The 25673-nt window shown below is 68.5% G+C and carries 19 protein-coding genes; 10 read left to right on the plus strand and 9 right to left on the minus strand.

All coding sequences use genetic code 11. The features are described 5' to 3' along the window. Positions 1-56 precede the first annotated feature (56 nt). Positions 57-1265 carry an NO-inducible flavohemoprotein gene (hmpA, locus tag NP80_RS16210; RefSeq protein ID WP_006409159.1) on the plus strand — a complete coding sequence of 403 codons (1209 nt, stop codon included), beginning with the start codon at positions 57-59 and terminating at the stop codon, positions 1263-1265. A gap of 78 nt (positions 1266-1343) precedes the next feature. Here the strand turns inward: hmpA and NP80_RS16215 are convergent, their stop codons facing one another. The 6 genes from NP80_RS16215 to NP80_RS16240 all read right to left on the minus strand — a co-directional run bounded on the left by NP80_RS16215 (position 1344) and on the right by NP80_RS16240 (position 10214). Next, positions 1344-1733 (minus strand): type II toxin-antitoxin system VapC family toxin, encoded by a 390-nt coding sequence (locus tag NP80_RS16215; RefSeq protein WP_006408368.1) that lies wholly within the window; start codon positions 1731-1733, stop codon positions 1344-1346. Further along, positions 1730-1999 carry a type II toxin-antitoxin system Phd/YefM family antitoxin gene (locus NP80_RS16220; protein ID WP_006408369.1) on the minus strand — a complete coding sequence of 90 codons (270 nt, stop codon included), beginning with the start codon at positions 1997-1999 and terminating at the stop codon, positions 1730-1732. The genes NP80_RS16215 and NP80_RS16220 overlap by 4 nt, the downstream gene beginning before the upstream one ends. A gap of 115 nt (positions 2000-2114) precedes the next feature. Beyond that, positions 2115-3188: a 3-deoxy-7-phosphoheptulonate synthase AroG gene (aroG, locus tag NP80_RS16225; protein ID WP_006401618.1), complete on the minus strand. Its 1074-nt coding sequence runs from the start codon at positions 3186-3188 to the stop codon at positions 2115-2117. A gap of 395 nt (positions 3189-3583) precedes the next feature. Then, the gene (tldD, locus tag NP80_RS16230) at positions 3584-5050 is read right to left on the minus strand and encodes a metalloprotease TldD (RefSeq protein WP_006408370.1); all 1467 of its coding nucleotides are present in this window, start codon (positions 5048-5050) and stop codon (positions 3584-3586) included. Positions 5051-5135: 85 nt separating this feature from the next. Next, a complete protein-coding gene (locus NP80_RS16235) occupies positions 5136-5963 on the minus strand; it encodes a carbon-nitrogen hydrolase family protein (protein ID WP_006409153.1) in 828 nt (275 codons plus the stop codon). Positions 5964-6014: 51 nt separating this feature from the next. Beyond that, on the minus strand, positions 6015-10214 hold the full coding sequence (locus NP80_RS16240) for a YhdP family protein (RefSeq protein WP_006409155.1): 4200 nt from the start codon (positions 10212-10214) through the stop codon (positions 6015-6017). 225 nt (positions 10215-10439) lie between these two features. Between NP80_RS16240 and glnE the strand changes: the two genes are divergently transcribed. Beyond that, positions 10440-13244 (plus strand): bifunctional [glutamate--ammonia ligase]-adenylyl-L-tyrosine phosphorylase/[glutamate--ammonia-ligase] adenylyltransferase, encoded by a 2805-nt coding sequence (gene glnE, locus NP80_RS16245; protein ID WP_035945975.1) that lies wholly within the window; start codon positions 10440-10442, stop codon positions 13242-13244. A gap of 129 nt (positions 13245-13373) precedes the next feature. On the opposite strand, the gene recN is transcribed toward glnE, so the two are convergent. Together recN and NP80_RS16255 are read right to left on the minus strand one after the other, a co-directional pair. Beyond that, positions 13374-15023 carry a DNA repair protein RecN gene (gene recN / locus NP80_RS16250; RefSeq protein ID WP_006406413.1) on the minus strand — a complete coding sequence of 550 codons (1650 nt, stop codon included), beginning with the start codon at positions 15021-15023 and terminating at the stop codon, positions 13374-13376. 19 nt (positions 15024-15042) lie between these two features. Then, positions 15043-15945: an NAD kinase gene (locus NP80_RS16255; RefSeq protein WP_006409161.1), complete on the minus strand. Its 903-nt coding sequence runs from the start codon at positions 15943-15945 to the stop codon at positions 15043-15045. A 130-nt stretch (positions 15946-16075) separates the two neighbouring features. Between NP80_RS16255 and hrcA the strand changes: the two genes are divergently transcribed. From hrcA to NP80_RS16270, 3 genes are all read left to right on the plus strand, one after another. Then, on the plus strand, positions 16076-17098 hold the full coding sequence (hrcA, locus tag NP80_RS16260) for a heat-inducible transcriptional repressor HrcA (protein ID WP_006416966.1): 1023 nt from the start codon (positions 16076-16078) through the stop codon (positions 17096-17098). Positions 17099-17315: 217 nt separating this feature from the next. Beyond that, positions 17316-18383 carry a ferrochelatase gene (gene hemH, locus NP80_RS16265; protein WP_006409158.1) on the plus strand — a complete coding sequence of 356 codons (1068 nt, stop codon included), beginning with the start codon at positions 17316-17318 and terminating at the stop codon, positions 18381-18383. Next, positions 18380-18787, plus strand: a complete 408-nt coding sequence (locus NP80_RS16270) for an RNA-binding S4 domain-containing protein (RefSeq protein ID WP_006401607.1) — start codon at positions 18380-18382, stop codon at positions 18785-18787. Before hemH ends, NP80_RS16270 begins: the two co-directional genes overlap by 4 nt. Here NP80_RS16270 and NP80_RS31435 read toward each other — a convergent pair. Further along, complete coding sequence (locus NP80_RS31435; RefSeq protein ID WP_006401606.1) at positions 18759-18920, minus strand: hypothetical protein; 162 nt, start codon at positions 18918-18920, stop codon at positions 18759-18761. The two genes, NP80_RS16270 and NP80_RS31435, sit on opposite strands and share 29 nt — an antisense overlap. 351 nt (positions 18921-19271) lie before the next feature. Between NP80_RS31435 and grpE the strand changes: the two genes are divergently transcribed. The 5 genes from grpE to pabB all read left to right on the plus strand — a co-directional run bounded on the left by grpE (position 19272) and on the right by pabB (position 25600). Continuing rightward, positions 19272-19817: a nucleotide exchange factor GrpE gene (gene grpE / locus NP80_RS16275; RefSeq protein ID WP_006401604.1), complete on the plus strand. Its 546-nt coding sequence runs from the start codon at positions 19272-19274 to the stop codon at positions 19815-19817. 10 nt (positions 19818-19827) lie between these two features. Then, complete coding sequence (locus NP80_RS16280) at positions 19828-20247, plus strand: thioredoxin family protein (RefSeq protein ID WP_006406408.1); 420 nt, start codon at positions 19828-19830, stop codon at positions 20245-20247. Between the two features lie 147 nt (positions 20248-20394). After that, entirely contained in the window at positions 20395-22341 is a 1947-nt protein-coding gene (dnaK, locus tag NP80_RS16285) for a molecular chaperone DnaK (protein ID WP_006401601.1), read from the plus strand. Positions 22342-22603: 262 nt separating this feature from the next. Further along, positions 22604-23734, plus strand: a complete 1131-nt coding sequence (dnaJ, locus tag NP80_RS16290; RefSeq protein ID WP_006406406.1) for a molecular chaperone DnaJ — start codon at positions 22604-22606, stop codon at positions 23732-23734. Positions 23735-23737: 3 nt separating this feature from the next. After that, positions 23738-25600: an aminodeoxychorismate synthase component I gene (gene pabB, locus NP80_RS16295; protein ID WP_006412269.1), complete on the plus strand. Its 1863-nt coding sequence runs from the start codon at positions 23738-23740 to the stop codon at positions 25598-25600. Positions 25601-25673: the final 73 nt, after the last annotated feature.

The following is a 25673-nucleotide window of genomic DNA, read 5'->3' on the forward strand; positions in this document are numbered from 1 at the left end:
GTCCGGCCTGCGATTTTAAAGAGGTATCGTATCAGCATGTTTAACGGAGAACGAACATGACCCAGATCACCGCCGATCAGATGGCACGCGTGAAGGCGACCGCTCCCGTTCTCGCCGAACACGGCGCGACGATTACGAAGCACTTCTACCAGCGCATGTTCGCGCGCCATCCGGAGTTGAAGAACCTGTTCAACCAGACGCATCAGAAGACGGGCACGCAGCCCGAGACGCTCGCGAAGGCCGTCTATGCGTATGCGGCGAACATCGACAATCTGGGCGCGCTCGGCGGTGCGGTGTCGCGGATTTCGCACAAGCACGCGAGCCTGAACATTCGTCCCGAGCACTATCCGATCGTCGGCGAGAACTTGCTCGCGTCGATCGTCGAGGTGCTCGGCGACGCGGTCGACGCGGCTACGCTCGAAGCGTGGCGCGTCGCCTACGGCCAGCTCGCGCAAATCCTGATCGGCGCGGAGGCCGACCTGTACGCGGGTGCCGCCTGGAGCGGGTTCCGGCCGTTCCGCGTCGAGCGCAAGGTGCGCGAAAGCGACGAGATCACGTCGTTCTACCTGGTGCCGGCGGACGGCGGCGCGGCGCCGTCGTTCGAGCCGGGCCAGTACGTGACGGTGAAGCGCTTCGTCGGCGATCTCGGCGTCGATCAGCCGCGCCAGTACAGCCTGTCCGACGCGCCGAACGGCAAGTGGCTGCGCATCTCGGTGAAGCGCGAGTCGGGCAACGCCGAGGCGATTCCGGCCGGCAAGGTGTCGACGCTGATGCACGACGGCGTCGAAGCGGGTTCGATCGTCGAGGTGACGGCGCCGAAGGGCGATTTCTCGCTGAGGCGCGACGCCGATACGCCTGTCGTGCTGATCTCGGGCGGCGTCGGCATCACGCCGATGATGTCGATGCTGTCGACGCTCGTCGCCGAAGGCAGTCGGCGCGACGTGCGGTTCGTCCACGCATGCCGGTCGGGCGCGGTGCACGCGTTCCGCGACTGGCTGAACGACACGGTGCGCCAGCACGCGAACGTGAAGCGTACGGTGCTGTACGAGCGGGTCGGACCGAACGACCGCGTCGGCATCGATCACGACCTCGAAGGGCGTCTGACGCCCGAGCGCGTGAAGCAGTACGCGCTGGTGCCGGACGCCGACTACTACATCTGCGGCCCGATCGCGTTCATGAAGGCGCAGCGCGATGCGCTGGTCGCGCTGGGCGTCGCGCCGGAGCGCGTGAATACGGAGATTTTCGGTTCGGGGGCGCTCGAGTAACGCGTCACGCAGGCACTCGCGGCTGCTCATGAAAAAGCCCGGCGTATGCCGGGCTCTGGTTTTGGTGCATGGAGGACGTCAGGCGCGCAGCACGAGCGTGGCGTGATAGCGCCACAGCTTGGGATCTGCGCTGACGAGCGGCATACCTTCATGTAGCGCCTGCGCAACCATCACGCGGTCGAACGGATCGGCGTGATCCGGAAAATCGGGCAGCGCGGCAACGCCTTCGACGTGATCGCTGCTGATAGGCAGCTCCGCAAAGCCAGCAAGCCGGAACGCCGAACGGGCATCGCGCGGATGGACCGGCAGATTGCCTTTGCGGTATTTGATCGCGATTTCCCAGATGGATGCGGCACTGACGTACAGCGTGTTCTCGGGATGCTCGATCAACGCGGCCGCTGTTGTCGGCAGTTGAGGCGCGCCCTCCGCCGCCCATAGCGCGATGTGCGTATCGAGCAGCAGCTTCATGGCGCAAGCCTTTGTTCCGAGCTGGCCTCGAAATCCGCGGCGATCGATTCGTCGGCGGCATTGAATGCCTCGACGGTTGTCGGGATGTTCAGCCCGGCAAGCAGCTGACGAGCTGCGCCGATCCGCTTCGGCGCAGCATAAGGAACGATCCGGGCCACTGGATGACCATTCCGGGCGATCACGACCTCGGTTTCGCGCCCGGATTCCAGCGCTTCGACCAGGCTGGAGAGCCGCGACTTGGCATCGTGCATGTTAACCGTCGACATGGTCGCCTCCTCGCTTAGCTAGAGAATGTTAGCTAGTCTAGCAGAGCGAGGCGATCACCGCGCGCTGGCCGCATGGCCGAGGCGCCACGGGACGAACGCGCTGCTTGCCGCCCCGTCAGTTTCCGCTGCCGCTCGCGACGCGGCGCGCCTTCACCGATTCCGCCAGCCCTTCGAGCACCTTCACGCTGTCTTCCCAGTTGATGCAGGCGTCGGTGATGCTCTGGCCGTACGTCAGTTCGCAGCCTTCCTTCAGATCCTGACGGCCTTCAACGAGGTGCGACTCGATCATCACGCCGACGATGCGCGAGTCGCCGGCCGCGACCTGGCGGCCGATGTCCGCGCATACCGGAATCTGGTTCTCGTGCTTTTTCGAGCTATTGGCGTGGCTCGCGTCGATCATCAGGCGCGCGGCGAGGCCGGCCTTGCCGATGTCCGCGCACGCGGCGTTCACGCTGTCCGCGTCGTAGTTCGGCGCCTTGCCGCCGCGCAGGATCACGTGGCAGTCCTCGTTGCCGGCCGTCGACACGATCGCCGAGTGGCCGCCCTTCGTCACCGACAGGAAGTGGTGCGGCTGCGATGCGGCCTTGATCGCATCGACCGCGATCTTCACGTTGCCGTCCGTGCCGTTCTTGAAGCCGACCGGGCACGACAGCCCCGACGCCAGCTCGCGGTGCACTTGCGACTCGGTCGTGCGCGCGCCGATCGCGCCCCACGAGATCAGGTCGGCGATGTACTGCGGGCTGATCATGTCGAGGTATTCGGTGCCGGCCGGCAGCCCCATCTCGTTGATCTGCAGTAGCAGTTCGCGCGCGGTGCGCAGCCCTTCGTTGATCTTGAAGCTGTTGTCGAGATGCGGGTCGTTGATGAGCCCCTTCCAGCCGACCGTCGTGCGCGGCTTCTCGAAGTACACGCGCATCACGATTTCGAGTTCGCCCTTGAAGCGCTCGCGCTCCTTCACGAGCCGGCCCGCGTATTCGAGCGCCGCCTTCGTATCGTGGATCGAGCACGGCCCGATCACGACGATCAGACGGTCGTCCATGCCGTGCAGGATCCGGTGCATTGCCTGCCGCGCGTTGTAGATCAGCTCGGACGCCGCTTCGGAGCAGGCGAACTCGCGGATCAGGTGAGCGGGCGGCGTCAGTTCCTTGAGTTCGCGGATGCGGACGTCGTCGGTATTGTGCGGGGGCATGCTGTTTCTCCTAGCTTTTGGGGGCGCCGTTCGGTCAGTGTGCGTGCGGCAGATTCGTCGATTCGGGTGGTGCGGTGTGTCGTTCGGGCTGCAGGGCGGCCGTCGCGACGACGGCTGGCGAAGGGCGAAAAAAAACCGCCGGGTTCGCCGGCGGTTTTTTCGGGAATTTCGGTTGCGCTTTGCGCGCCATCAACCCTCTCGATCCGCCAGCGGTCTGAGATACCAAAAAAAGTAAAAGTAAAACTTGGCGGACATGACGGAGATTCGGTTCGTCGAAAAAGTCGATTCGGAATTTATACCCGGTCGCCGTGCCGCTGGCAACCGGGGTGCGTCAAAAATGCGGACAATCCGCGCGTTCGGTCAAAAATTCGCGGATTGTCTGCGCGGCGATGCGGTTATGCCGTACCGCCGACCGTCATCTTGTCGATGCGCAGGGTCGGCTGGCCGACGCCGACCGGCACGCTCTGGCCTTCCTTGCCGCATACGCCGACGCCCGTGTCGAGCGACATGTCGTTGCCGATCATGCTCACGTACTTCAGCGATTCGGGGCCGCTGCCGATCAGCGTCGCGCCCTTGACCGGATACGTGATCTTGCCGTTCTCGATCATGTACGCCTCGGACGCCGAGAACACGAACTTGCCGTTCGTGATGTCGACCTGGCCGCCGCCGAAGTTCACCGCGTAGAGACCGTTCTTCACCGACGCGATGATTTCCTGCGGATCCTTGTCGCCGTTGAGCATGTAGGTATTCGTCATGCGCGGCATCGGAAGGGCCGCATACGATTCGCGGCGCGCGTTGCCCGTGACCGGCATCTTCATCAGGCGCGCGTTCAGCGTGTCCTGGATGTAGCCCTTCAGGATCCCGTCCTCGATCAGCGTCGTGCACTGCGTGGGGTTGCCTTCGTCGTCGATATTGAGCGACCCGCGGCGGTTCGGCAGCGTGCCGTCGTCGACGACCGTCACGCCCTTCGCGGCGACCTGCTCGCCGATGCGGCCCGCGAACGCGGACGAACCCTTGCGGTTGAAGTCGCCCTCGAGACCGTGGCCGATCGCCTCGTGCAGCAGCACGCCGGGCCAGCCCGGCCCGAGCACGACCGTCATCGCGCCGGCCGGCGCGGGGCGCGCGTCGAGGTTCACGAGCGCGGCGTGCACCGCGTCGTCGACGTAGCGCGACAGTACGTCGTCGGTGAAGTAGCCGTAGTCGAAGCGGCCGCCGCCGCCGCCGGTGCCGATTTCGCGGCGACCGTTCTGCTCGGCGATGACCGTGACCGAGACGCGCACGAGCGGGCGGATGTCGGCCGCGAGCGCGCCGTCGCTGCGCGCGACCAGCACGACATCGTATTCGCCGGCGAGGCCCGCCATGACCTGCGTGATGCGCGGGTCGCGGCTGCGCGCCATCTGCTCGACGCGTTCGAGCAGCTTCACCTTGGCCGTCGCGTCGAGCGACGCGAGCGGATCGGACGGCAGATAGAGGTCGCGGCCCGAGATGCCTTTCAACGACGTCGCCGCCTTCACCTTCTGGCGGCCGCCGCCCGCGGCCGCGATCGCCTTCGTCGCCGCGGCGGCCTGCGCGATCGCTTCCGGCGACAGGTCGTCCGAATACGCGAATGCGGTGCGGTCGCCCGCCACCGCGCGCACGCCGACGCCCTGGTCGATGCTGAAGCTGCCCGACTTCACGATGCCTTCCTCGAGGCTCCACGCCTCGCTGCGCGTTGCCTGGAAGTACAGATCCGCGTAGTCGACGCGGTGCGTGAAGATGTCCGCGATCGTGCGCGTGAGCAGGCTCTCGTCGAGGCCGTACGGCGTCAGCAGGATGTCCTTCGCCAGCGCCAGGTTGCGGATGCCGGGTTCGATGATGTTCATGCGGGTATCGGGTGCTCTCAAAAAGTTGTCGGATGCGTATCGCGCAGATGGGTGGGCCGCGCGGCGTTTCAAGCGGGCCGGCCGCTCAGGTCAGTACGCGGTGCCGCCACGCGGGCAGGCTCTGGCGCACGTCGGCGATGCGCTGCGGCTCGAGCGTGCCGCTCACGACGCTCGCGCCTTCGTCGCGCACCGCGACGATCTCGCCCCACGGGTCGATCAGCATGCTGTGGCCCCAGGTGCGCCGGCCGTTCTCGTGCTTGCCGCCCTGTGCGGCCGCGAGCACGTAGCACTGATTCTCGACCGCCCGTGCGCGCAGCAGCGTCTCCCAGTGCGCGCGGCCCGTCGTATACGTAAACGCCGACGGCACGACGATCAGCGCGCAATCGCCCATCCTGCGATACAGCTCCGGAAAGCGCAGATCGTAACAGACCGACAGCCCGACCCGGCCGAACGGCGCGTCGAACGTGACGACCGTCTCGCCCGGGCGAATCGTGCGCGCCTCGTCGAACGACTCGTCGCCTTTCTCGAAGTTGAACAGATGGATCTTGTCGTAGCGCGCCGCCTCGTTGCCCGACGGATCGAACACGAGCGTCGTGTTCAGCACGCGCTGCGGTTCCGGCGCCTTCAGCGGCAGCGTGCCGCCGATGACCCATACGCGGTGGCGGCGCGCGGCATCGGCGAGGAATTGCTGGATCGGGCCGTCGCCGTACGGCTCGGCGAGCGCGAGCTTGTCGGTGTCGCGCTGACCCATGAAGCAGAAATACTCGGGCAGCAGCACGAGCTGCGCGCCTTCGTCGGCGGCTTCCGCGATCAGGCGGCGCGCTTCGGCGAGATTGCGTCCGACGTCGGTCGTGCTGACCATCTGCAAGGCGGCAACACGGAACGGCGCGGCGGAAGGGGCGGAATCGGTCATCGCGAAATCGGTGGCGTCATAAATGGGGTGCGGCCCGGCGGCGAAGGCGGCTCAGTGGCCGGGCGCCTCGGCCGCATCGCGATTCATCTTACCCTGATCGCCCCGCACCCGCTCGATGTGCGGATGCGCCCACGATCCGGTGATCGCGTAGTCGAGCGCGAACGCGTGCTGCAGCGTCTGCGACAGCGCGAAGTCGGCGGCCAGCACGCCGACGCCGAGCAGCGGATTGATCACCGCCGCCGCGATCGCGGCCGCGCCCGCGCCGACCTTCGGCGCGACGTGCGCATGGAGATCCTGCGTCTCGGTGCCGAGATCGACGGCGCCGCGCACCGTCACGTTCGCCGGTGCGGTCGTCATCGCGAAATCGTCGGTGCGCGCGATGCCGTTCGAAACGCGGGCGGTGCCGGTGATCTTGTCGAACGGCAGTCCCTTGCCGATCACGTCGCGGAAATTCAGCGTCAGGAAGCGCGCGAGGCTCTGCAGGCTCAGCACGCCGAGCAGCTTCGCGGCGCCCGGATCGACCTTCAGGATTTGCCCGTGCTCGAGGTCGAGCGCGATCTGGCCGTTCAGCGACGGCAGGTCGACCGCGGTCGGGCCGCCGCGCCAGCCGACCTTGCCGGTCACCGAACCCTGGCCCTTCGCGAGCGTACGCGGCAGGCCGACGCGATCGAGCAGCGCGCCCGCATCGTCGACGTCGAGCCGGAAGTCGAACACCGACCGCCGCGGCGCCTCGCTTTCGTCGACGCCGCGCGCGAGCGCGCGCCGCGACGTGCGCCAGTTGCCCGTCGCGCTCAGTTTCGCGTCCGGGTTCGTCAGCGTGAGGCGGTCGAGCTGCCAGACCGGCGTGCCGTTCTCGTCGACGTTGCGTGCGTTGACGACTAGGCGGCCGATGTCGTGGTTGCGCGCGACGACCTGGTCGACGATCACGTCGACCGACGGCATCGGCCGATCGGTCGGCGTCGGCAGGTTCATCGCGCGGCCGACGAGATCGTGCTGCGCGCTGTCGGGAATCACGAGCTTCGCGAGCCGTGCGTTGAGCACACCCGCGCCGTTGTGGCCGCCGCCCGGCGCCCACGACAGGTAGCCCGACACCTGGTTCGACGCGATGTTGGCCTGCCACAGATCGTCGACGTGCGACGCGCCGACGATCACGTTTTCCCAGTTGCGCTTGAGCAGCGTCAGCGTGCCGAAGTGGAGCGCAAAGCGCTTCGGCGCGAAGCTCGCGACATCGACGCGCGACGCCGCCGGCGGCTGCGTCGCGCGCGGCGTCTCGGCGCGCAGGGTACGCGCCAGCGCGATCCAGGCGTCCGCGTCGAAGGCGTCGACGTCGACCGCCGCGCTGACGCCTTCCTGCGGCATGTCGGGCATGCGGTGGATGCCCATCGCGCCGCGCACGGCACGCAGCGGCGCGCCGCGCGCCGCATCGAGCAGATAGGTCGCCGACACGGGGCCGAGCGTCAGGTCCGCGTGCTCGAGGCGCGTGCCGTCGGTCTGCGGCGCCGGCTGTAGCGTGAAACGGAACGGCATCGTCGTGCCGGCCGGCTTCGCGAACGGCGCGGGGAAGTTCAGCGCGACGCCGGTCAGATCCGATTGCGCGGCGATGTCCGGCAGGCGCCCCGGTGCGCCGCGCACCGCGATCCGGTACGGCGCGTCGCCGCTCACGTGTTCGAGCAGCGCCGCCGCGGCGCCGCGCAGATTCAGCCGGCGCGCGGCGTCGAGCGCGAGCTTGCCGTCGACGTCGACGGCGTACGGCCCGTGCGACTGGAAGCGGCCGTTCGCGCGCACCGGGCCGCCGAGGAAGCGGCCCGACAGTGCATGCAGCGACGCGCCGGTTTCGGTGAAGCGCACCTGCCCGCGCAGCGCGGACAGCGGCGGCACGCCGTCCGCCGACAGCGTGTTGCCGCCGAACGCGAGCGCGCCTTCGATCCGCGTATGCGGATGCGCGACGTGCTGCGGAATCGTCAGCTTCAGCGCGAGCGACGCCGGCCCCTGCGCGTCGATGCGCGCGCCGACGCGATCGCTCATCGCGCCCAGCGAGCTGTTGTCCGCGTAATCGATCAGGTCGGCGAGCGGTCCTTGCGCGTGGCCTTCGATGACGAGCGGCGAGTCGCTCGGGTGGCCGAGGTCGTCGATGCGGCCGGCGACCTTCGTCACCGCGACACGCTTGTAATGCGCGCGGTCGATGTCGAAGCGCAGCTTGTTCTGCGCGAGCTCGAACACGCCGTCGATGCCGTCGAGCGCGGGCCACACGCTCGGCGTGCCGTTCGCGAGCGTGCGCGGCGGGTACGGCGTCGGCTCGAAGCGGCCGCCCGTAAACGGCGCGACGATCCGGAACACGCCGGCTGTCGGCTCATGCTGAAACGGAAACTTGTCGAGCGGGCCGCGCGCGACGATCGACGCGCCCTTCGTCACGCGGCCGTCCTGCAGCGCGTGGCCGAGATAGGCACGCAGGTGATCGGACATCCCCGTCGGCAGATAGCGCGGAATCCGGGCGACCGACGCGCGCGCGAAATCGGCGCGCAGGTCGAGCGAGCCGCGGCCGTGCCCCGGATTCGTGTAGGTGCCCGACACCGCGATCTCGGCGTCGGGATTCGCGACGAACAGATCGGGCACATTCACGTCGACGCGCGCGTGCTTTTCGCCGGGCGCCGGCGTGATGGTCCAGTTCGCGCGGCCGCGCAGCTTGTCGAACGTGAGCCGCGGCTCGTCGAACTCGCCGGGCACCGTGACGGCCGCGTCGATCGTGTCGAACTCGGCGGTGCCTCCCGTCTCGCTTGCGTCGACGCGGCCCCACAGGTTCTCGACGCCCGGCAGGCCGGCACGCGGGTGGCCGCGCGCCGACAGCCCCGGCGGCGGCTCCTGCGCCGCGAAGCTGATGCCCTGCAGATCGCCGAGGAACCGGTAGCGCACGATCGGCGCGGCGCCCATGCGGCGCTCCTCGTCGGCGAGGTCGGCGCGCGCGGGCTTCGCACGTTCGACTTCGATGTGATAGTTCGACATCATCCCGCGCGGGTCGATCTTGACGAGCTCGTTGCGCAGCCGCGCGGGCAGCGGCAGCCCGCGGATGAATTCGCTGAGGATGCCGAGATCGACGCGATCGCCGACGACGCTGAGCAGCTGGCCCTGATCGGCCGTCGGCACGCGATAGCGCGCCTTCAGCGTCGACAGCGCGAGCGAACGCGCGAGCGGCGTGCCGTCGGGCAGCGGCGGCTGGCCCAGTTCCGCGTTGAAGTGCGTCAGATGCAGCGTGTAGTCGCGGCCCGGATCGAGCGCGAGATCCCAGCGGAAGCCGACCGTCGGCACGTCGAGGCGCGGCTGCGTCGGCCGCACGCGCAGCGCGACGTCGGCGCCCTGCAGGTCGCCGCCTGCCGAGCGCAGCCGGCCGTTGCTGAAGGTCGCCCAGATCGCGTTGTCGATCCGGCCGGCATGGATCGTGAGCGGCATGTCGACATAGCGCGCGAGCGTCTGCAGATCGACGGGGCCCGTCGACAGATAGGCGTTGCCCGTCCAGTTCGAGGGCTTGCCGATCGGCGCGAGCGCCTTGTGCGTGAAGCGCGCGCGGAAATCGAGCGGGCCGAGCAGCAGCGTGCCGTTCGCGGGCGCCTGCAGCGCGGCCTTGTGCAGGCGGCCGTCGTTGAGCACCGCGAGCCGGATGCCGGACAGCGCGAGTTCCGGCGCGTCGTGCTGCGCGTCGCGCCAGCGCAGCGTGCCGCCGCGCAGCACGATCGCTTCCTGCTTCAGCAGCCAGGTGCCGAACGTGTCGTTGCCGCCGTGCGCGGACGCGACGCCGACGCCCGCGATGCTCAGCGAGCCGTCCGCCGCGCGCGCGACGACGAGGTCCGGCTCATCGACGATCAGGCTCGACAGCGCGGGCGACAGACGCAGCAGCGACATCCACGACAGCGCAGCCGTCGCGTGCGGTACCGACAGCGCGACCTGACCGTCGCGGCCGCGGATCGTCAGACGGGTGACTTCGACGCCCGGCTGCATGCCGGACCAGTGCGGCGACAGCTTGCCGATCGACAGTTGTGCGTGGAGCTTGTCGGACACCGCGCGCTCGATGCGCGGGCGGAATTCGTCGATGCGCGGCAGCAGCACGTAGCGCAGCCCGAGGAACGTGCCGCACGCGACGAAGTACGTGCCGATCGCGACCGCCAGCGTCACCTTGAACACGCGACGCAGCACCGGATGATCGTGCTTCGGAGTGGCCGCTTCGGGCGCTGCTGCGGCGGATTCCTGACGGTCGGACATGCGGCGGACGGGCGGCGATATGGTAGTTTTGCAAACTGACGTTGAAATGTATCACACGGGTTCGTGCCGGCGGCCGCCAGGCGGCGCGGCGCGGGCCTCCCGGCGCGCGGCGTCGCACGGGCGCGGCGCGTCCGCGATGCCGCGCCTTGTCCATTGGGGCCGGCTCGCAACGCGCATCGAATGCACGCGCGTGCCGGCCGGCCCGACCGCAAGGCCTGCTTCTCGATGACCGACGCTTCCGCCCTGATCAGCACGTCCTATTCCCGTTACCTCGCGCGCGCGGCCGCCGCGCGTCCGGCGCTCGTCGAGCAGATCGCCCGCTGGGCCGACGCGCCGCTTACGCGCGCGCAGCAGGACGAACGGCTCACCGCGCTGCTCGGCGTGCCGCCGGCCGGCGCGGCCGTGCCGACCGACGAACAGTTGAAGCGCGCGCTGCGGCAATTGCGCACCGAGGTGTTCGGCGCGGTGGCCGAGCGCGACCTGCGCGGGCTCGCGAGCGTCGCCGAGGTGACGGGCGCGATGACCGATCTGGCCGAGCTCGCCGTGCAGCGCTCGCTCGCGCTGCTGTCGGCCGAATTCGAGGCGCTGTACGGCGAGCCGCGCGGCGCCGACGGCCAGCGCGTGGTGCTCGGCGTCGTCGGGATGGGCAAGCTCGGCGGCCGCGAACTGAACGTGTCGTCCGACATCGACCTGATCTTCGTCTACGAGGACGACGGCGAGACGGCCGGCGGCACGCGCGCGCCGCTGTCCACGCAGGAATATTTCACGCGGCTCGGCCGGCGCCTGATCGGCGTGCTGTCGGAAGTCACGGCCGACGGCTACGTGTTTCGCGTCGACATGCGGCTGCGCCCGAACGGCGATTCCGGGCCGCTCGTATGCAGCCTCGGGATGCTCGAAGAGTATTTCTACGTGCAGGGGCGCGAGTGGGAGCGCTACGCCTGGATCAAGGGGCGGCTCGTGTCGGAAGGCGACAGCGACGCGGCGCGGCGGCTCGCGTCGCAGCTCGAGTCGATCGTGAAGCCGTTCGTGTACCGGCGCTATCTCGACTTCGGCGTGATCGGCGCGATCCGTTCGCTGCATCAGCAGATTCGCCACGAAGCCGCGCGCCGCGCGTCGATGCGGCCCGACAAGGCCGACGACATCAAGCTCGGCCGCGGCGGCATCCGCGAGATCGAGTTCAGCGCGCAGGTGTTCCAGCTGATCCGCGGCGGCCAGGATGCGGGGTTCCGCGTGCGGCCCACGCTCGCGGTGCTCGCGCACGCGCAGGCGCGCGGCTTGATCGCCGACGACGTGCGTGCGCGCCTGACTGACGCGTACAACTTCCTGCGCACGCTCGAGCACCGGCTGCAGTACCGCAACGACGCGCAGACGCACGCGATGCCGGTCGAACCCGACGAGCGCGCGGCGCTCGCCGCCTCGCTCGGCTTTGCCGACTACGCGGCGCTGATGACGGCGCTCGACGCGCATCGCACGTTCGTCGAGGCGCAGTTCGACCAGATCTTCGCGGACAAGGTGGGCGGCGGCCCGTGCAGTGCCGGCGACGACACGGCGGCCACCTGGATCTGGAGCGGCGCACTCGCCGACGACGGCGAGGACGACGCGCTGACGGCGCGCCTCGAGGGCCTGGGCTTCGCCGATCCGGCTGCGATGCTCGCGCGGCTGCGCGCGGTATGGCAGTCGTCGCGCTATACGGGCCTGCCGGAAAAAAGCCGTCAGCGCTTCGACAGCGTCGCGCAGCGCGCGCTCGAGGCGGCACCGAAAATCGACGCCGCGCGCCGCGACGACACGATCGTGCGCCTGTTCGACCTGCTCGAGACGGTCAGCCGGCGCGGCGTCTACCTGGCGCTGCTGACCGAATATCCGGCCGCGCTCGACCGCGTGCTGTCGGTGCTCGGCGCCACGCGCTGGGGCGGCGGCTATCTGATCCGCCACCCGCAGCTGCTCGACGAATTGCTCGACGACGAAGCGATTGCGAGCCCGTTCGACTGGCCGGCGTTCAAGGACGCGCTGCGCGCGCGCCTGGCCGCCGCCGACGGTCCCGAACAGCAGATGGACCTGCTGCGGCATGCGCAGCACGCGGAGGTATTCCGGATCCTGCTGATCGACCTGGCCGGGCAGCTGTCGGTCGAGCACGTCAGCGACCGGCTGTCGGAGCTCGCCGACGCGGTGCTCGACGTCACGATCGAAGTCGTCTGGTCGCAGCTCGCGAAGCGTCACCGCGACGTGCCGAAATTCGCGGTGATCGCGTACGGCAAGCTCGGCGGCAAGGAGCTCGGCTACGCATCCGATCTCGACCTGATCTTCCTGTACGACGATCCGGACGATCGCTCGGCCGACGTGTACACCACGTTCACGCGGCGCCTCATCACCTGGCTGACGACGGCCACCGGCGCCGGCGCGCTGTTCGACATCGACCTGCGCCTGCGGCCGAACGGCGAGGCCGGGCTGCTCGTGACGGACCTCGACGCGTTCCGCCGCTATCAGCTGCGCGAAGGCGATGCGGCGAACACCGCGTGGGTCTGGGAGCACCAGGCGCTGACGCGGGCGCGCTACAGCGCGGGCGACGCGGAGATCGGCGCGGCGTTCGAGGCGATCCGCCGGCAGGTGCTGACGACGCCGCGCGACGCGGACGTCCTCGCGAAGGAAATCGTCGACATGCGCGCCAAGGTGCTCGCCGGGCACCCGAACCAGACCGAGCTGTTCGATCTGAAGCACGACCGCGGCGGCATGGTCGACATCGAGTTCATCGTCCAGTACTGGGTGCTGCTGCACGCGTCGAGCGACCCGGAACTGATCCGCAACACGGGCAATATCGCGTTGCTGCGCGAAGTCGCGCGCTTCGGGCTGATGGGCGAGGACGAGGCCGAGCGCGTCGGCGCGGCGTACCGCACGTACCGGAAGCTGCAGCACAAGCTGCGGCTCGACGGGATGGAGAAGGCGCGCGTCGAGCCGGCGCTCGTCGCCGACGAGCGCGCGGCCGTGATCGCGCTGTGGACGCGCGTGTTCGGTGCGCTTGAAACGGGCGTTTGATGGGCGGCGGCGTGCGCGGGCGGGCGGCGCTTCTATATAAGTAAACGCGTCGGCGGAGCAGGCGCGCGTGCGTGCGGTCCGCCCGCCGCCACGGCGCTGCGGCGCCGGCGTGCTTGCCGCGCCGCAGCGTCAGGCCGCGAGCATTTCCTTCGCGTGCTTGCGTGTCGTCGCGGTGATCTCGAGCCCGCCGAGCATCCGCGCGACTTCCTCGATCCGGCTCGCCTTGTCGAGCGCGACGACGGTCGACACGGTGCCGCCGTGCTCGTCGCTGCCTTTCGCGACCTGGAAATGGTGGTCGCCGCGCGCCGCGACCTGCGGCAGGTGCGTCACGCACAGCACCTGCCGGTCGCGCCCGAGTTGATGCAGCAGCCGGCCGACGACTTCGGCCACGCCGCCGCCGATACCCGTATCGACCTCGTCGAAGATCAGCGTCGGCGTCGGGCTCGCGGCGCTCGCGATCACCGCGAGCGCAAGACTGATCCGCGCGAGCTCGCCGCCCGACGCGACTTTCGCGAGCGGGCGCAGCGGCACGCCGGCGTGGCCGGCGACGCGGAATTCGATCTGCTCGAGCCCGTGCGGGCCGCCGTCCGCGAGCGGCACGAGCGCGACTTCGAAGCTGCCGCCTGCCATCGACAGTTCCTGCATGCCGGCCGTCACCGCGGTGCCGAGCGCCTGCGCGGCCTGCGCGCGCGCCTTCGACAGGCGCTTCGCGTCGGCCAGATACGCGTCCCATGCCTTCGCCTGCGCGGCTTCGAGCGCGCCGAGATCGGCCGCCGCGTCGAGCGCGGCAAGCTGCGCGCGGCGCGCCGCGTGTTCCTCGTGCAGCGTGTCGGGCGGCAGCCGGAACTTGCGGGCGGTGGAATGCAGCGCGTCGAGGCGCATTTCGACCTGCGCGAGGCGGTCGGGATCGAGATCCAGACGCTGCGCGTAGTGCGACAGCGAATAGACCGCTTCCTGCAGCTGGATTTCGGCCGGCTCGAGCGACGCGAGCGCGTCGCCGAGCGCGGCGTCGTAATCGGCGAGGCTGCGCAGCTTCGACACGATCGCGCCGAGCTGCGTGAGCATCGCGTCGTCCGATTCGGACAGCGCATCGAGCGCGCCACGCACGCCCTCGATCAGATTCGCCGAATGCGACAGGCGCTTGTGCTCGGCGCTCACTTCTTCCCATTCGCCCGGCTGCGGCGCGAGCTTGTCGAGCTCCGCGAGCTGCCATGCGAGCTTTTCGCGTTCCAGTTGCAGCTCGCGTTCGTGCGCCTTCGCCGCGTCGATCGCCTGCGTCGCATCGCGCCAGACGCGCCACGCGCGCGCGACGTTCGCGGCCTCGGCGACGAGCCCCGCGTGCGTGTCGAACAACTCGCGCTGCGCGTCGGGACGCATCAGCAACTGGTGCGCGTGCTGGCCGTGAATGTCGACGAGCATCTCGCCGAGTTCGCGCAGTTGTGCGAGCGTCGCGCTGGTGCCGTTGATGAATGCGCGCGAGCGGCCGTTCGCGTCGATCACGCGGCGCAGCATCACGGTGTCTTCGGCGTCGAAAGCGTGTTCGTCGAGCCAGCGCGCGACACGGTCGTGCGGCGTGAATTCGGCGGTGATGTCGGCACGGCTGCAGCCGGTGCGCACGACGCTCGCGTCGGCGCGCTCGCCGAGCGCGAGCGCGAGCGCGTCGATCAGGATCGATTTTCCGGCGCCGGTTTCGCCGGAAAAGACGGTAAAGCCGGCGTCGAATTCGAGATCGAGCGCGGCGACGATGACGAAGTCGCGTATCGAGAGGTGGCGGAGCATGGTGTCGGGCGGCGGCGCGTCAGGACGCCTTGTCGTCTTCGTTCGAGGCGTGCTCGTTCCAGTGCAGCTTCTTGCGCAGCGTCGCGTAGTAGCTGTAGCCGATCGGATGCAGGAACGGCACCGTGTGCTTCGAGCGGCGCACCTCGATCGTATCGTTCAGTTCGAGCGCGGTGAACGACTGCATGTCGAAGTTCACGTTGACGTCGCGCCCGCCGACGATCTGGATCGCGATCTTCGAATCGTCCGGCAGCACGATCGGCCGGTTCGACAGCGCGTGCGGCGCGATCGGCACGAGCACGATGCCTTGCAGCTGCGGATGGAGGATCGGGCCCGCCGACGACAGCGCGTATGCGGTCGAGCCGGTCGGCGTCGCGACGATCAGGCCGTCGGAGCGCTGGTTGTACATGTACCGGCCGTCGACCGACGCGCGCAGCTCGACCATCCCGGAGAAGCCGCTGCGGTTCACGACGACGTCGTTGAATGCGAGCGCGTGGTAGATCGGTTCGCCGTCGCGGACGATTCGCGCCTCGAGCAGCGAGCGCTCCTCGCGCTCGAACTTGCCCGACAGCATCACGGGGACGAGCGCCTGCATGTCGGCCGCGGCGATGTCGGTGATGAAGCCGAGCCGGCCGTGGTTGATGCCGATCAGCGGCGTCCGGTACGGCGCGAGCTGCCGGCCGATGCCGAGCATCGTGCCGTCGCCGCCGAGCACGACCGCGACGTCGGCGCGCGCGCCGATCTCGGCCGGCGTCAGCGCCGGATAGCCCGAGATGCCGATCTCGCGCGCGGTGTCGCCTTCGAACACGACCTCGAACCCGCGCTTCGCGATGCAGGCGGCGAGCGTGGCGAGCGGCTCGGCGATGCCCGGCGTGTTGCTGCGGCCGACGAGCGCGACGGTGTTGAACAGATTACCGGTTTTCATGCCGGCATTACACCATAGCTCGATGCCGAAAAGAACCGTCGTGCCGCCGCGGGGCCGGATCGGACGCCGCCGCGCAACAGCGCTTGCGGCCACTCGCCGCGCTCGCGCGGTTGCGCTAAAATTTTCCACCATGCTAGATCCTCGCGCACGAACCCTCCTGAAAACCCTGATCGAACGGTATATCGCCGACGGTCAGCCGGTCGGATCGCGCACGTTGTCCCGGTACTCGGGGCTCGAGCTGAGCCCCGCGACGATCCGCAATGTGATGTCCGATCTGGAGGAGCTCGGCCTCGTGTCGAGCCCGCACACGTCGGCCGGCCGCGTGCCGACGCCGCGCGGCTACCGGCTGTTCGTCGACACGATGCTGACCGTCGAAACGCCGATCGACGCCGCGGCCGTCGCGCGGCAGGTGCAGAGCACGCTGCAGGCCGGCGAGCCGCAGCAGAAGGTGGTCGCCGCCGCGGCCAGCGTGCTGTCGAACCTGTCGCAGTTCGCCGGCGTCGTGCTGACGCCGCGCCGCAGCCACGTGTTCAAGCAGATCGAGTTCATGCGGCTGTCGGAAAAGCGCATCCTGCTGATCATCGTGACGCCGGAAGGCGACGTGCAGAACCGCATGCTGGCGACGCCGCGCGACTATTCGCCGTCGCAGCTGACCGAAGCGTCGAACTACATCAACGCGCATTTCGCGGGCCTGTCGTTCGACGAGGTGCGCCGGCGCCTGCGCGACGAAATCGACCAGCTGCGCGGCGACATGACCGCGCTGATGCACGCGGCCGTGACGGCGAGCACCGAGGTGCCCGACACCGAGGACACGGTGCTGATTTCCGGCGAGCGCAACCTGCTCGAGGTGGCGGACCTGTCGTCCGACATGGCGCGGCTGCGCAAGCTGTTCGACGTATTCGACCAAAAGACGGGCCTCCTGCAACTGCTCGACGTGTCGAGCCACGCCCAGGGCGTGCAGATCTTCATCGGCGGCGAATCGACGCTCGTGCCGATCGAGGAGATGAGCGTCGTCACCGCGCCTTACGAGGTGAACGGCAAGATCGTCGGCACGCTCGGCGTGATCGGGCCGACGCGGATGGCGTACAACCGCGTGATCCCGATCGTCGACATCACCGCGCGCCTGCTGTCGCTGACGCTGAGCCAGCAATAGCCGGCGCGAGCGCGTTCCGCCATCATCGGCGCGCGGGCGCCGCGCCGCCAGTCGGCCGGACGGCTAGTGGGCGGCGGATCGATCGTCGCGGCCGGCCTGCGCCCCGGCTGATCTGCGCGCCGGGCCGGTCTCCCGCGGTTCGACCGCGCGGCCCGACATCCGCACCCCGCTATAATTAAAAGCCATCCGGTTTCGTGCCTCGAGCACGCTCTTGCCCATGCGTTTCGACCTTGAGCCGCCTTCGAGCGTCGCGGCTGCCCACCGCGTCGGCGTGCTGCTGATCAATCTCGGCACGCCCGACGCGCCGACGCCGCGTGCGGTGCGGCGCTACCTTGCCGAATTCCTGTCCGATCCGCGTGTCGTCGAAATCCCTCAGCCCGTCTGGCAGGTGCTGCTGCGCACGCTGATCCTGCCGCTGCGCGGCCGGGCATCCGCGAAGAAGTACGCGGCGGTCTGGATGCCGGAGGGCTCGCCGCTGCGCGTGTACACCGAGCGTCAGACCGAGGGCGTGCGGCACCTGCTCGCGTCGAACGACTATCACGTGCTGGTCGACTACGCGATGCGCTACGGCAGCCCCGGCATCGCACAGGCGCTCGCGCAGTTCAAGCGCGCAGGCGTCGAGCGCGTGCTGCTGATGCCGATGTATCCGCAGTATTCGGCATCGACGACGGCCACCGCGTTCGACGCCGCCTTCGCGGCGCTCGCGCGCATGCGCAACCAGCCGGAAGTGCGCACGGTGCGCCACTATGCCGACCACCCGGCCTACATCCACGCGCTCGCCGAGCAGGTGCGCCACTACTGGGCGCAGCACGGCCGGCCCGATTTCGCGGCCGGCGACAAGCTCGTGCTGAGCTTTCACGGCGTGCCGAAGCGCACGCTCGATCTCGGCGATCCGTATCACGACCAGTGCCAGCAGACGGGCGCGCTGCTGATGGCTGCGCTCGGGCTCTCGACGATCGAATGCCGCGTGACGTTCCAGTCGCGCTTCGGCAAGGCCGAATGGCTGCAACCGTACACGGCGCCGACGCTGCGCGAGCTCGGCGAGGCCGGCGTGCGGCGCGCCGACGTGTTTTGTCCGGGCTTCACGGCCGACTGCCTCGAGACGATCGAGGAGATCGGCATGGAAGTGCGCGACGCGTTCATCGCGGGCGGCGGCCAGTCGTTCCACCGGATTCCGTGCCTGAACGGCGCGCCGGCGTGGATCGGCGCGCTCGGCGAGATCGTCGCGGAGAATCTGCAGGGCTGGCCCGTGCGGACCGCCCAACCCGAAACGGTGAACGGATGAACTACAGGATTTCGACGGAGCCCGGCGCGAAGCTGCGCATCGACAAATGGCTATGGGCCGCGCGGTTCTTCAAGACGCGTTCGCTCGCGAGCGATGCGGTCGACAAGGGGCGCGTGAAGATCGGCGGCGCGGCCGTCAAGCCGGCGAAGGAAGTGCGCGTCGGCGACGAGGTCGAGATTGCGATCGATGGCATCGTCTGGCACATTGCCGTGCTGGGCGTCTGCGACGTGCGCGGGCCGGCCAGCGTCGCGCAGACGCTCTATGCGGAAACGGAAGCAGGGCGCGCCGAGCGGCTCGCCGAACTGGAGCGGCGGCGTACGTATCGCGAGCCGGCGGCCGCGCTGCATGGCCGGCCGACGAAGCGCGACCGCCGCATCATCGACAAACTGTCCGGTGGACGCTGAACAGCTGATCGAACGTCGCGCGTACGCTGCCGTATTCGGTCGTGCGGTCGGTCACGGCGCCCGACAGACAGATGGTGGTGGTGCCGGCGATGAGTACCAGCGCGACCACCGATATCGCAAAGGTCAGTTTCACGGTACTCCCCTCGAAAAGACGGGTGAAAATGGCGCCAGGCGGAGATCGGGCGGCGGGAGCTAGGGTAAACGCGCTTTTCCCGACGCCTGAAACGAGTGTAGTGCAGCGCACAGTGCCGGGCTAGTACTTCCCCGGTAAGCGTTGTTACCGGCCGTTTCGCGCGATTCGGCGGCCGATGCGCGCAATGCGGGGCAAACCGCTTCGTTGTTTCGCCGCACGCGCGAATTCCGGCGAATCTCCCTCTTGAAACCGCGGTTTTCGCCCTTATCTGCACCAGCAATGTGCGGCACCTTCGGTCATACGGCCGGCGGTTGCCGATTTGGCTTCAACCTCTAATCGACTTTCAGCGACATGGAAAACACGCAAGAGAACCCGGCATCCCAATCGGCCGAAGAAAACGGCAGCGAGACGCAGGCGGCACAAGACGCGGCTCCCGCCGCGGAAGCAGCCGACGCGGCGCTCGCCGAGGCTCAAGCCAAGGTCGCCGAGCTGCAGGAAAGCTACCTGCGGGCGAAGGCCGAGACCGAGAACGTTCGCCGTCGCGCGCAGGAAGACGTCGCGAAGGCCCATAAATTCGCGATCGAAAGCTTCGCCGAGCACCTGCTGCCGGTGCTCGACAGCCTCGAAGCCGCCGTCGGCGACACGTCGGGCGACATCGCCAAGGTGCGCGAAGGCGTCGAGCTCACGCTGCGCCAGCTGACGAGCGCGCTCGAGAAGGGCCGCGTCGTCGCGATCAATCCGGTCGGCGAGAAGTTCGATCCGCACCGCCATCAGGCGATCTCGATGGTGCCGGCCGATCAGGAGCCGAACACCGTCGTCACGGTGCTGCAAAAGGGCTATACGATCGCCGACCGCGTGCTGCGTCCCGCGCTCGTGACGGTCGCGCAGCCGAAGTAAGGGCGTCGCCATGCTACCCGCCGGCGTCGATCCGGCCGCGTTCGACGCGTTCGGCATGCAGCCGCTGTCCGCCGACACGTTCGACGCCGGCATCGCCGGCGCCGGCGACGCGCTCGCGGTCGTGTTCTTCTGGGGCGTCGACTGCTTCAACTGCGAGATCGCGAAGAAGGCGATGCTCGCGCAGCCCGACGCGATCCGCGCGCTGGACCTGAAGTGGTTCCACTGCAACGTGTACGAACATCGCGAGCTGGGGCGCCGCTTCGGGTTGCACGGCGTGCCGACCTGGTTCTTCTTCCATCGCAGCAAGCGGCTGGGCCGCGCGACCGGCTGGCACGGGCTCGCGCAGTTCCAGGCGGCGGTCGCCGCCGCGCGCGCGAAGATCGCCGCGTCGGCGCCCGCGGAGGACGATCCTGCTTCGCGCGGCGATTGAAAAAATTTAATATCCGCATCGGTCGTCAGGTCTTGAAAACGGATCCGCCGGACGCATTTCGGGAACAGAGTTGAATTCGGCGCGCGAAACCGGCCCAAAACGGCCGGTTTCGCGCAGCAAACAAGCATTTCTGGAGATTAGGAAAAAATGGGAAAGATCATCGGTATTGACCTCGGCACCACGAACTCGTGCGTCGCGGTGATGGAAGGCAACCAGGTCAAGGTCATCGAGAACTCGGAAGGTGCGCGCACCACGCCGTCGATCATCGCGTACATGGACGACAACGAAGTGCTCGTCGGTGCGCCGGCCAAGCGTCAGTCCGTGACGAACCCGAAGAACACGCTGTTCGCGGTGAAGCGCCTGATCGGCCGCCGCTTCGAAGAGAAGGAAGTGCAGAAGGACATCGGCCTGATGCCGTACTCGATCATCAAGGCCGACAACGGCGACGCATGGGTCGAGGCGCACGGGCAGAAGCTCGCGCCGCCGCAGGTGTCGGCCGAAGTGCTGCGCAAGATGAAGAAGACGGCCGAAGACTACCTCGGCGAGCCGGTCACGGAAGCCGTGATCACGGTGCCGGCGTACTTCAACGACAGCCAGCGTCAGGCCACCAAGGACGCCGGCCGCATCGCGGGCCTCGAAGTCAAGCGGATCATCAACGAGCCGACCGCGGCCGCGCTCGCGTTCGGTCTCGACAAGGCCGAGAAGGGCGACCGCAAGATCGCCGTGTATGACCTCGGCGGCGGTACCTTCGACGTGTCGATCATCGAGATCGCGGACGTCGACGGCGAGAAGCAGTTCGAAGTGCTGTCGACCAACGGCGACACGTTCCTCGGCGGCGAGGACTTCGACCAGCGCATCATCGATTACATCATCGGCGAGTTCAAGAAGGAGCAGGGCGTCGATCTGTCGAAGGACGTGCTCGCGCTGCAGCGCCTGAAGGAAGCGGCCGAAAAGGCGAAGATCGAGCTGTCGTCGAGCCAGCAGACCGAAATCAACCTGCCGTACATCACGGCCGACGCATCGGGTCCGAAGCACCTGAACCTCAAGATCACGCGCGCGAAGCTCGAAGCGCTGGTCGAGGATCTGGTCGAGCGCACGATCGAACCGTGCCGCATCGCGATCAAGGACGCCGGCGTCAAGGTGTCGGACATCGACGACGTGATCCTCGTCGGCGGGCAGACGCGCATGCCGAAGGTGCAGGAGAAGGTGAAGGAATTCTTCGGCAAGGAACCGCGCCGTGACGTGAACCCGGACGAAGCCGTCGCCGTCGGCGCGGCGATCCAGGGCCAGGTGCTGTCCGGCGACCGCAAGGACGTGCTGCTGCTCGACGTGACCCCGCTGTCGCTCGGCATCGAAACGCTCGGCGGCGTGATGACGAAGATGATCAGCAAGAACACGACGATCCCGACGAAGCACTCGCAGGTGTATTCGACGGCGGACGACAACCAGTCGGCCGTGACGATCAAGGTGTATCAGGGCGAACGCGAAATGGCGGCCGGCAACAAGCTGCTCGGCGAGTTCAACCTCGAAGGCATCCCGCCCGCACCGCGCGGCGTGCCGCAGATCGAAGTGACCTTCGACATCGACGCGAACGGCATCCTGCACGTCGGCGCGAAGGACAAGGCGACCGGCAAGGAAAACAAGATCACGATCAAGGCCAACTCGGGTCTGTCCGAGGCGGAAATCGATCAGATGATCAAGGACGCGGAAGCGAACGCGGCGGAAGATCACAAGCTGCGTGAGCTGGCCGATTCGCGCAACCAGGGCGACGCGCTCGTCCACAGCACGAAGAAGGCGCTCTCCGAGTACGGCGACAAGCTGGACGCCGGCGAGAAGGAGAAGATCGAGGCGGCGCTGAAGTCGCTCGAGGACGTGCTGAAGGACACGTCGGCCGACAAGGCTGCGATCGACGCGAAGGTCGAGGAGCTTGGCAAGGCATCGCAGAAGCTCGGCGAGAAGATGTACGCCGACATGCAGGCCCAGGCGGGTGCGGCCGGCGCGGCCGGTGCAGCGGAGGGCGCGGCGCAGGGCGGCGCGCAGCAGGCTGCGGACGACGTCGTCGACGCCGAGTTCAAGGAAGTGAAGAAGGACTGAGGCCGGGTTGCAATGGCACCGTACGCCGCGCGCGAACCGCGCGCGGCGCGGCCGACAAGCCGTCTGTCTTTCCTTCCTGCCGCTGCGCGCTGCGCGGCGGATGGCCGGATCGACTCCACGCCTGGCGGGCTTCGCGGCCCTCCGGGCACATTTGTTTTTTGGCGGGCGCTGCGTAACGTCTGCGGCGCCGGACGAGTCGAGAGACTTTACTGCGGGCGAAAGGAGCCGACGCGCGTGCGGCGCGCGGCGGCGGTGAATCGATATGGCGAAACGGGATTACTACGAGGTTCTGGGCGTCGCGAAGAACGCGAGCGACGACGAAATCAAGAAGGCGTATCGCAAGCTGGCGATGAAGTACCACCCGGACCGCAATCCGGACAACAAGGATGCGGAAGAGCATTTCAAGGAGGTGAAGGAAGCCTATGAAATGCTGTCGGACAGCCAGAAGCGGGCCGCGTACGACCAGTACGGCCACGCGGGCGTCGACCCGAACATGGGCGGTGCGGGCGCACAGGGCTTCGGCGGCTTCGCGGACGCGTTCGGCGACATCTTCGGCGACATCTTCGGTCAGGCCGCGGGCGGTCGCGGCGGCCGCGGCGGCCCGCAGGTGTATCGCGGCGCCGACCTGCGCTACAGCATGGAAATCACGCTGGAGCAGGCCGCGCACGGCTACGACACGCAAATCCGCGTGCCGAGCTGGGTGTCGTGCGAAGTCTGTCACGGCTCGGGCGCGAAGCCGGGCACGAAGCCCGAAACCTGCCCGACCTGTCATGGCCAGGGCTCGGTGCGCATGTCGCAGGGCTTCTTCAGCATCCAGCAGACCTGCCCGAAGTGTCACGGCACCGGCACCTACATCCCGGAGCCGTGCGCGCATTGCCACGGCTCGGGCAAGGTGAAGGAAACCAAGACGCTCGAAGTGAAGATCCCGGCCGGGATCGACGACGGGATGCGGATCCGCTCGGCCGGCAACGGCGAGCCGGGCATCAACGGCGGGCCGCCGGGCGACCTCTACGTCGAGATCCACATCAAGCCGCACGCTGTGTTCGAGCGCGACGGCGACGATCTGCACTGCCAGATGCCGATCCCGTTCACGACGGCGGCGCTCGGCGGCGAGATCGAAGTGCCGACGCTGGCCGGTCGCGCGACGTTCCCGGTGCCGGAAGGCACGCAGTCGGGCAAGACGTTCCGTCTGCGCGGCAAGGGCATCAAGGGGCTGCGCTCGAGCATTGCCGGCGATCTGTACGTGCACGTCCAGGTCGAGACGCCGGTGAAGCTGACCGACCATCAGCGCGATCTGCTCAAGCAGTTCGAGAAGTCGCTGGCCGAAGGCGGTGCGCGTCACAGCCCGCAGAGCAAGAGCTGGTTCGACCGCGTGAAGAGCTTCTTCGAGTAAGTCATGACTGACGGTAACGGGAGCGCGTCGTTCGCGCTCTTGGACGATTGCGACTCGACCGCGTCCGCGCGGTCGAGTCGTTTGTATTCGGGCTTCGTGCGTGAACGCGTGTGTACCGATCCCGCACGGCTCGACGCGCTCGATGCGGCGCTCGCGCAGGACTTGCGCGACGGTCTGCATGCGGTCGTCGTCGGCGACTATGAATTCGGACGCAATCTGCAACGCGCGCAGCCGGGCCATGCCCCGCTGCGCTTTTTGCTATATGCGCGCTGCGAGCGTCTGTCGCGTGCCGAGGTCGACGCGTGGCTCGCCGCGCAGGACGGCGCCGATACGCCGTCGATCGCAGGCGTCGCGCATGTGCGGAAAAGCGTGACGCGCGACGCGTTCGGCGCGGCGATCGCCGCCGTGCACGACGCGCTGCGCGCCGGCGATTCGTATCAGATCAACTATACATACCGGCTGAACTTCGACGTGTTCGGCACGCCGCTCGCGCTGTACCGGCGGCTGCGTGCGCGTCAGCCGGTGCGCTACGGCGCGCTGATCGCGCTGCCGGACGGCGCGTGGGTCGTGTCGTGCTCGCCCGAGCTGTTCGTCGAGAAGCACGGCGAACTGCTGCGCGCGCGGCCGATGAAGGGCACTGCGCCGCGTTCGGCCGATCCGCAGCAGGATGCGGCGTCCGCCGCGTTCCTCGGGAACGATCCGAAGAACCGCGCGGAAAACGTGATGATCGTCGATCTGCTGCGCAACGACGTGTCGCGGATCGCGCGCACGGGCACGGTCCGCGTGCCGGCGCTGTTTTCGGTCGAACCGTATGCGTCGGTATGGCAGATGACGTCGACGGTCGAGGCCGGCTGGCGCGACGGCACGACGTTCGCCGACATGCTGCGCGCGCTGTTTCCGTGCGGCTCGATCACGGGCGCGCCGAAGCACAAGACGATGCAGCTGATCGATGCGATCGAGACGACGCCGCGCGGCCTCTACACGGGCACGATCGGCTGGCTCGATGCGCCGCGCGATGCGGCCGCGGCGTGCGGCGATTTCTGTCTGTCGGTCGCGATCCGGACGCTGACGCTCGACGCGCCGCCGGCCTCCGCACCGGCGGGCGACGACCGGCGGCGCGGGACGATGGGCGTCGGCGCCGGCATCGTGCTCGACAGCGTGGCCGCCGACGAATACGCGGAGTGCGAATTGAAAGCACGCTTCCTGACCGACGCCGATCCCGGCTTCCAGCTGTTCGAGACGACCTGCGCGACGCGCGCGGACGGCATCCGCCACGTCGATCGCCACCTCGCGCGGCTGCAGCGCAGCGCGGACGCGTTCGGCTTTCGCTTCGATGCCGATGCGCTGCGGCGCGCGATCGACGCGCGCTGCGCGGCGCTGGACGGCGACGGGCCGTACCGGATGAAGCTCTCGCTTGCGAAGGACGGCACGCTCGACATCGTCGCCGCAGCGCTGAAGCCGCTGCCTGCGGGGCCGGTGCGCGTCTGGCTCGCAGCCGACCACGGCTTCGCGCCGACGCGCGCGAACGACGCGCTGCTGCTGCACAAGACGACGCGCCGCGCCGACTACGATCGCGCCTGGCAGGCGGCGGAAGCACTCGGCGGCTTCGACATGCTGTTCGTCAACGAGCGCGGCGAGCTGACCGAAGGCGGGCGCTCGAACCTGTTCGTGAAGCTCGACGGGCAATGGGTGACGCCGCCGCTCGCGTCGGGCGTGCTGCCGGGCGTGATGCGCGCCGTGCTGCTCGACGATCCGGCCTTCGGCGCGGTCGAGCGCATCGTCACGCGCGACGATCTCTCGCGCGCGCAGGCGCTGCTGCTCACGAACGCGCTGCGCGGCGCGCTCGACGCGGTATTGACGAAGTAGCGCGGCACGGTCCCTCCCGCCGCAAGTAAAAAGCGCGACGCCCGGCAACGGACGTCGCGCTTTCGTTTGTCGA

The sequence above is a fragment of the Burkholderia multivorans ATCC BAA-247 genome (assembly GCF_000959525.1).
GTDB classification, from domain to species: Bacteria; Pseudomonadota; Gammaproteobacteria; order Burkholderiales; family Burkholderiaceae; genus Burkholderia; species Burkholderia multivorans.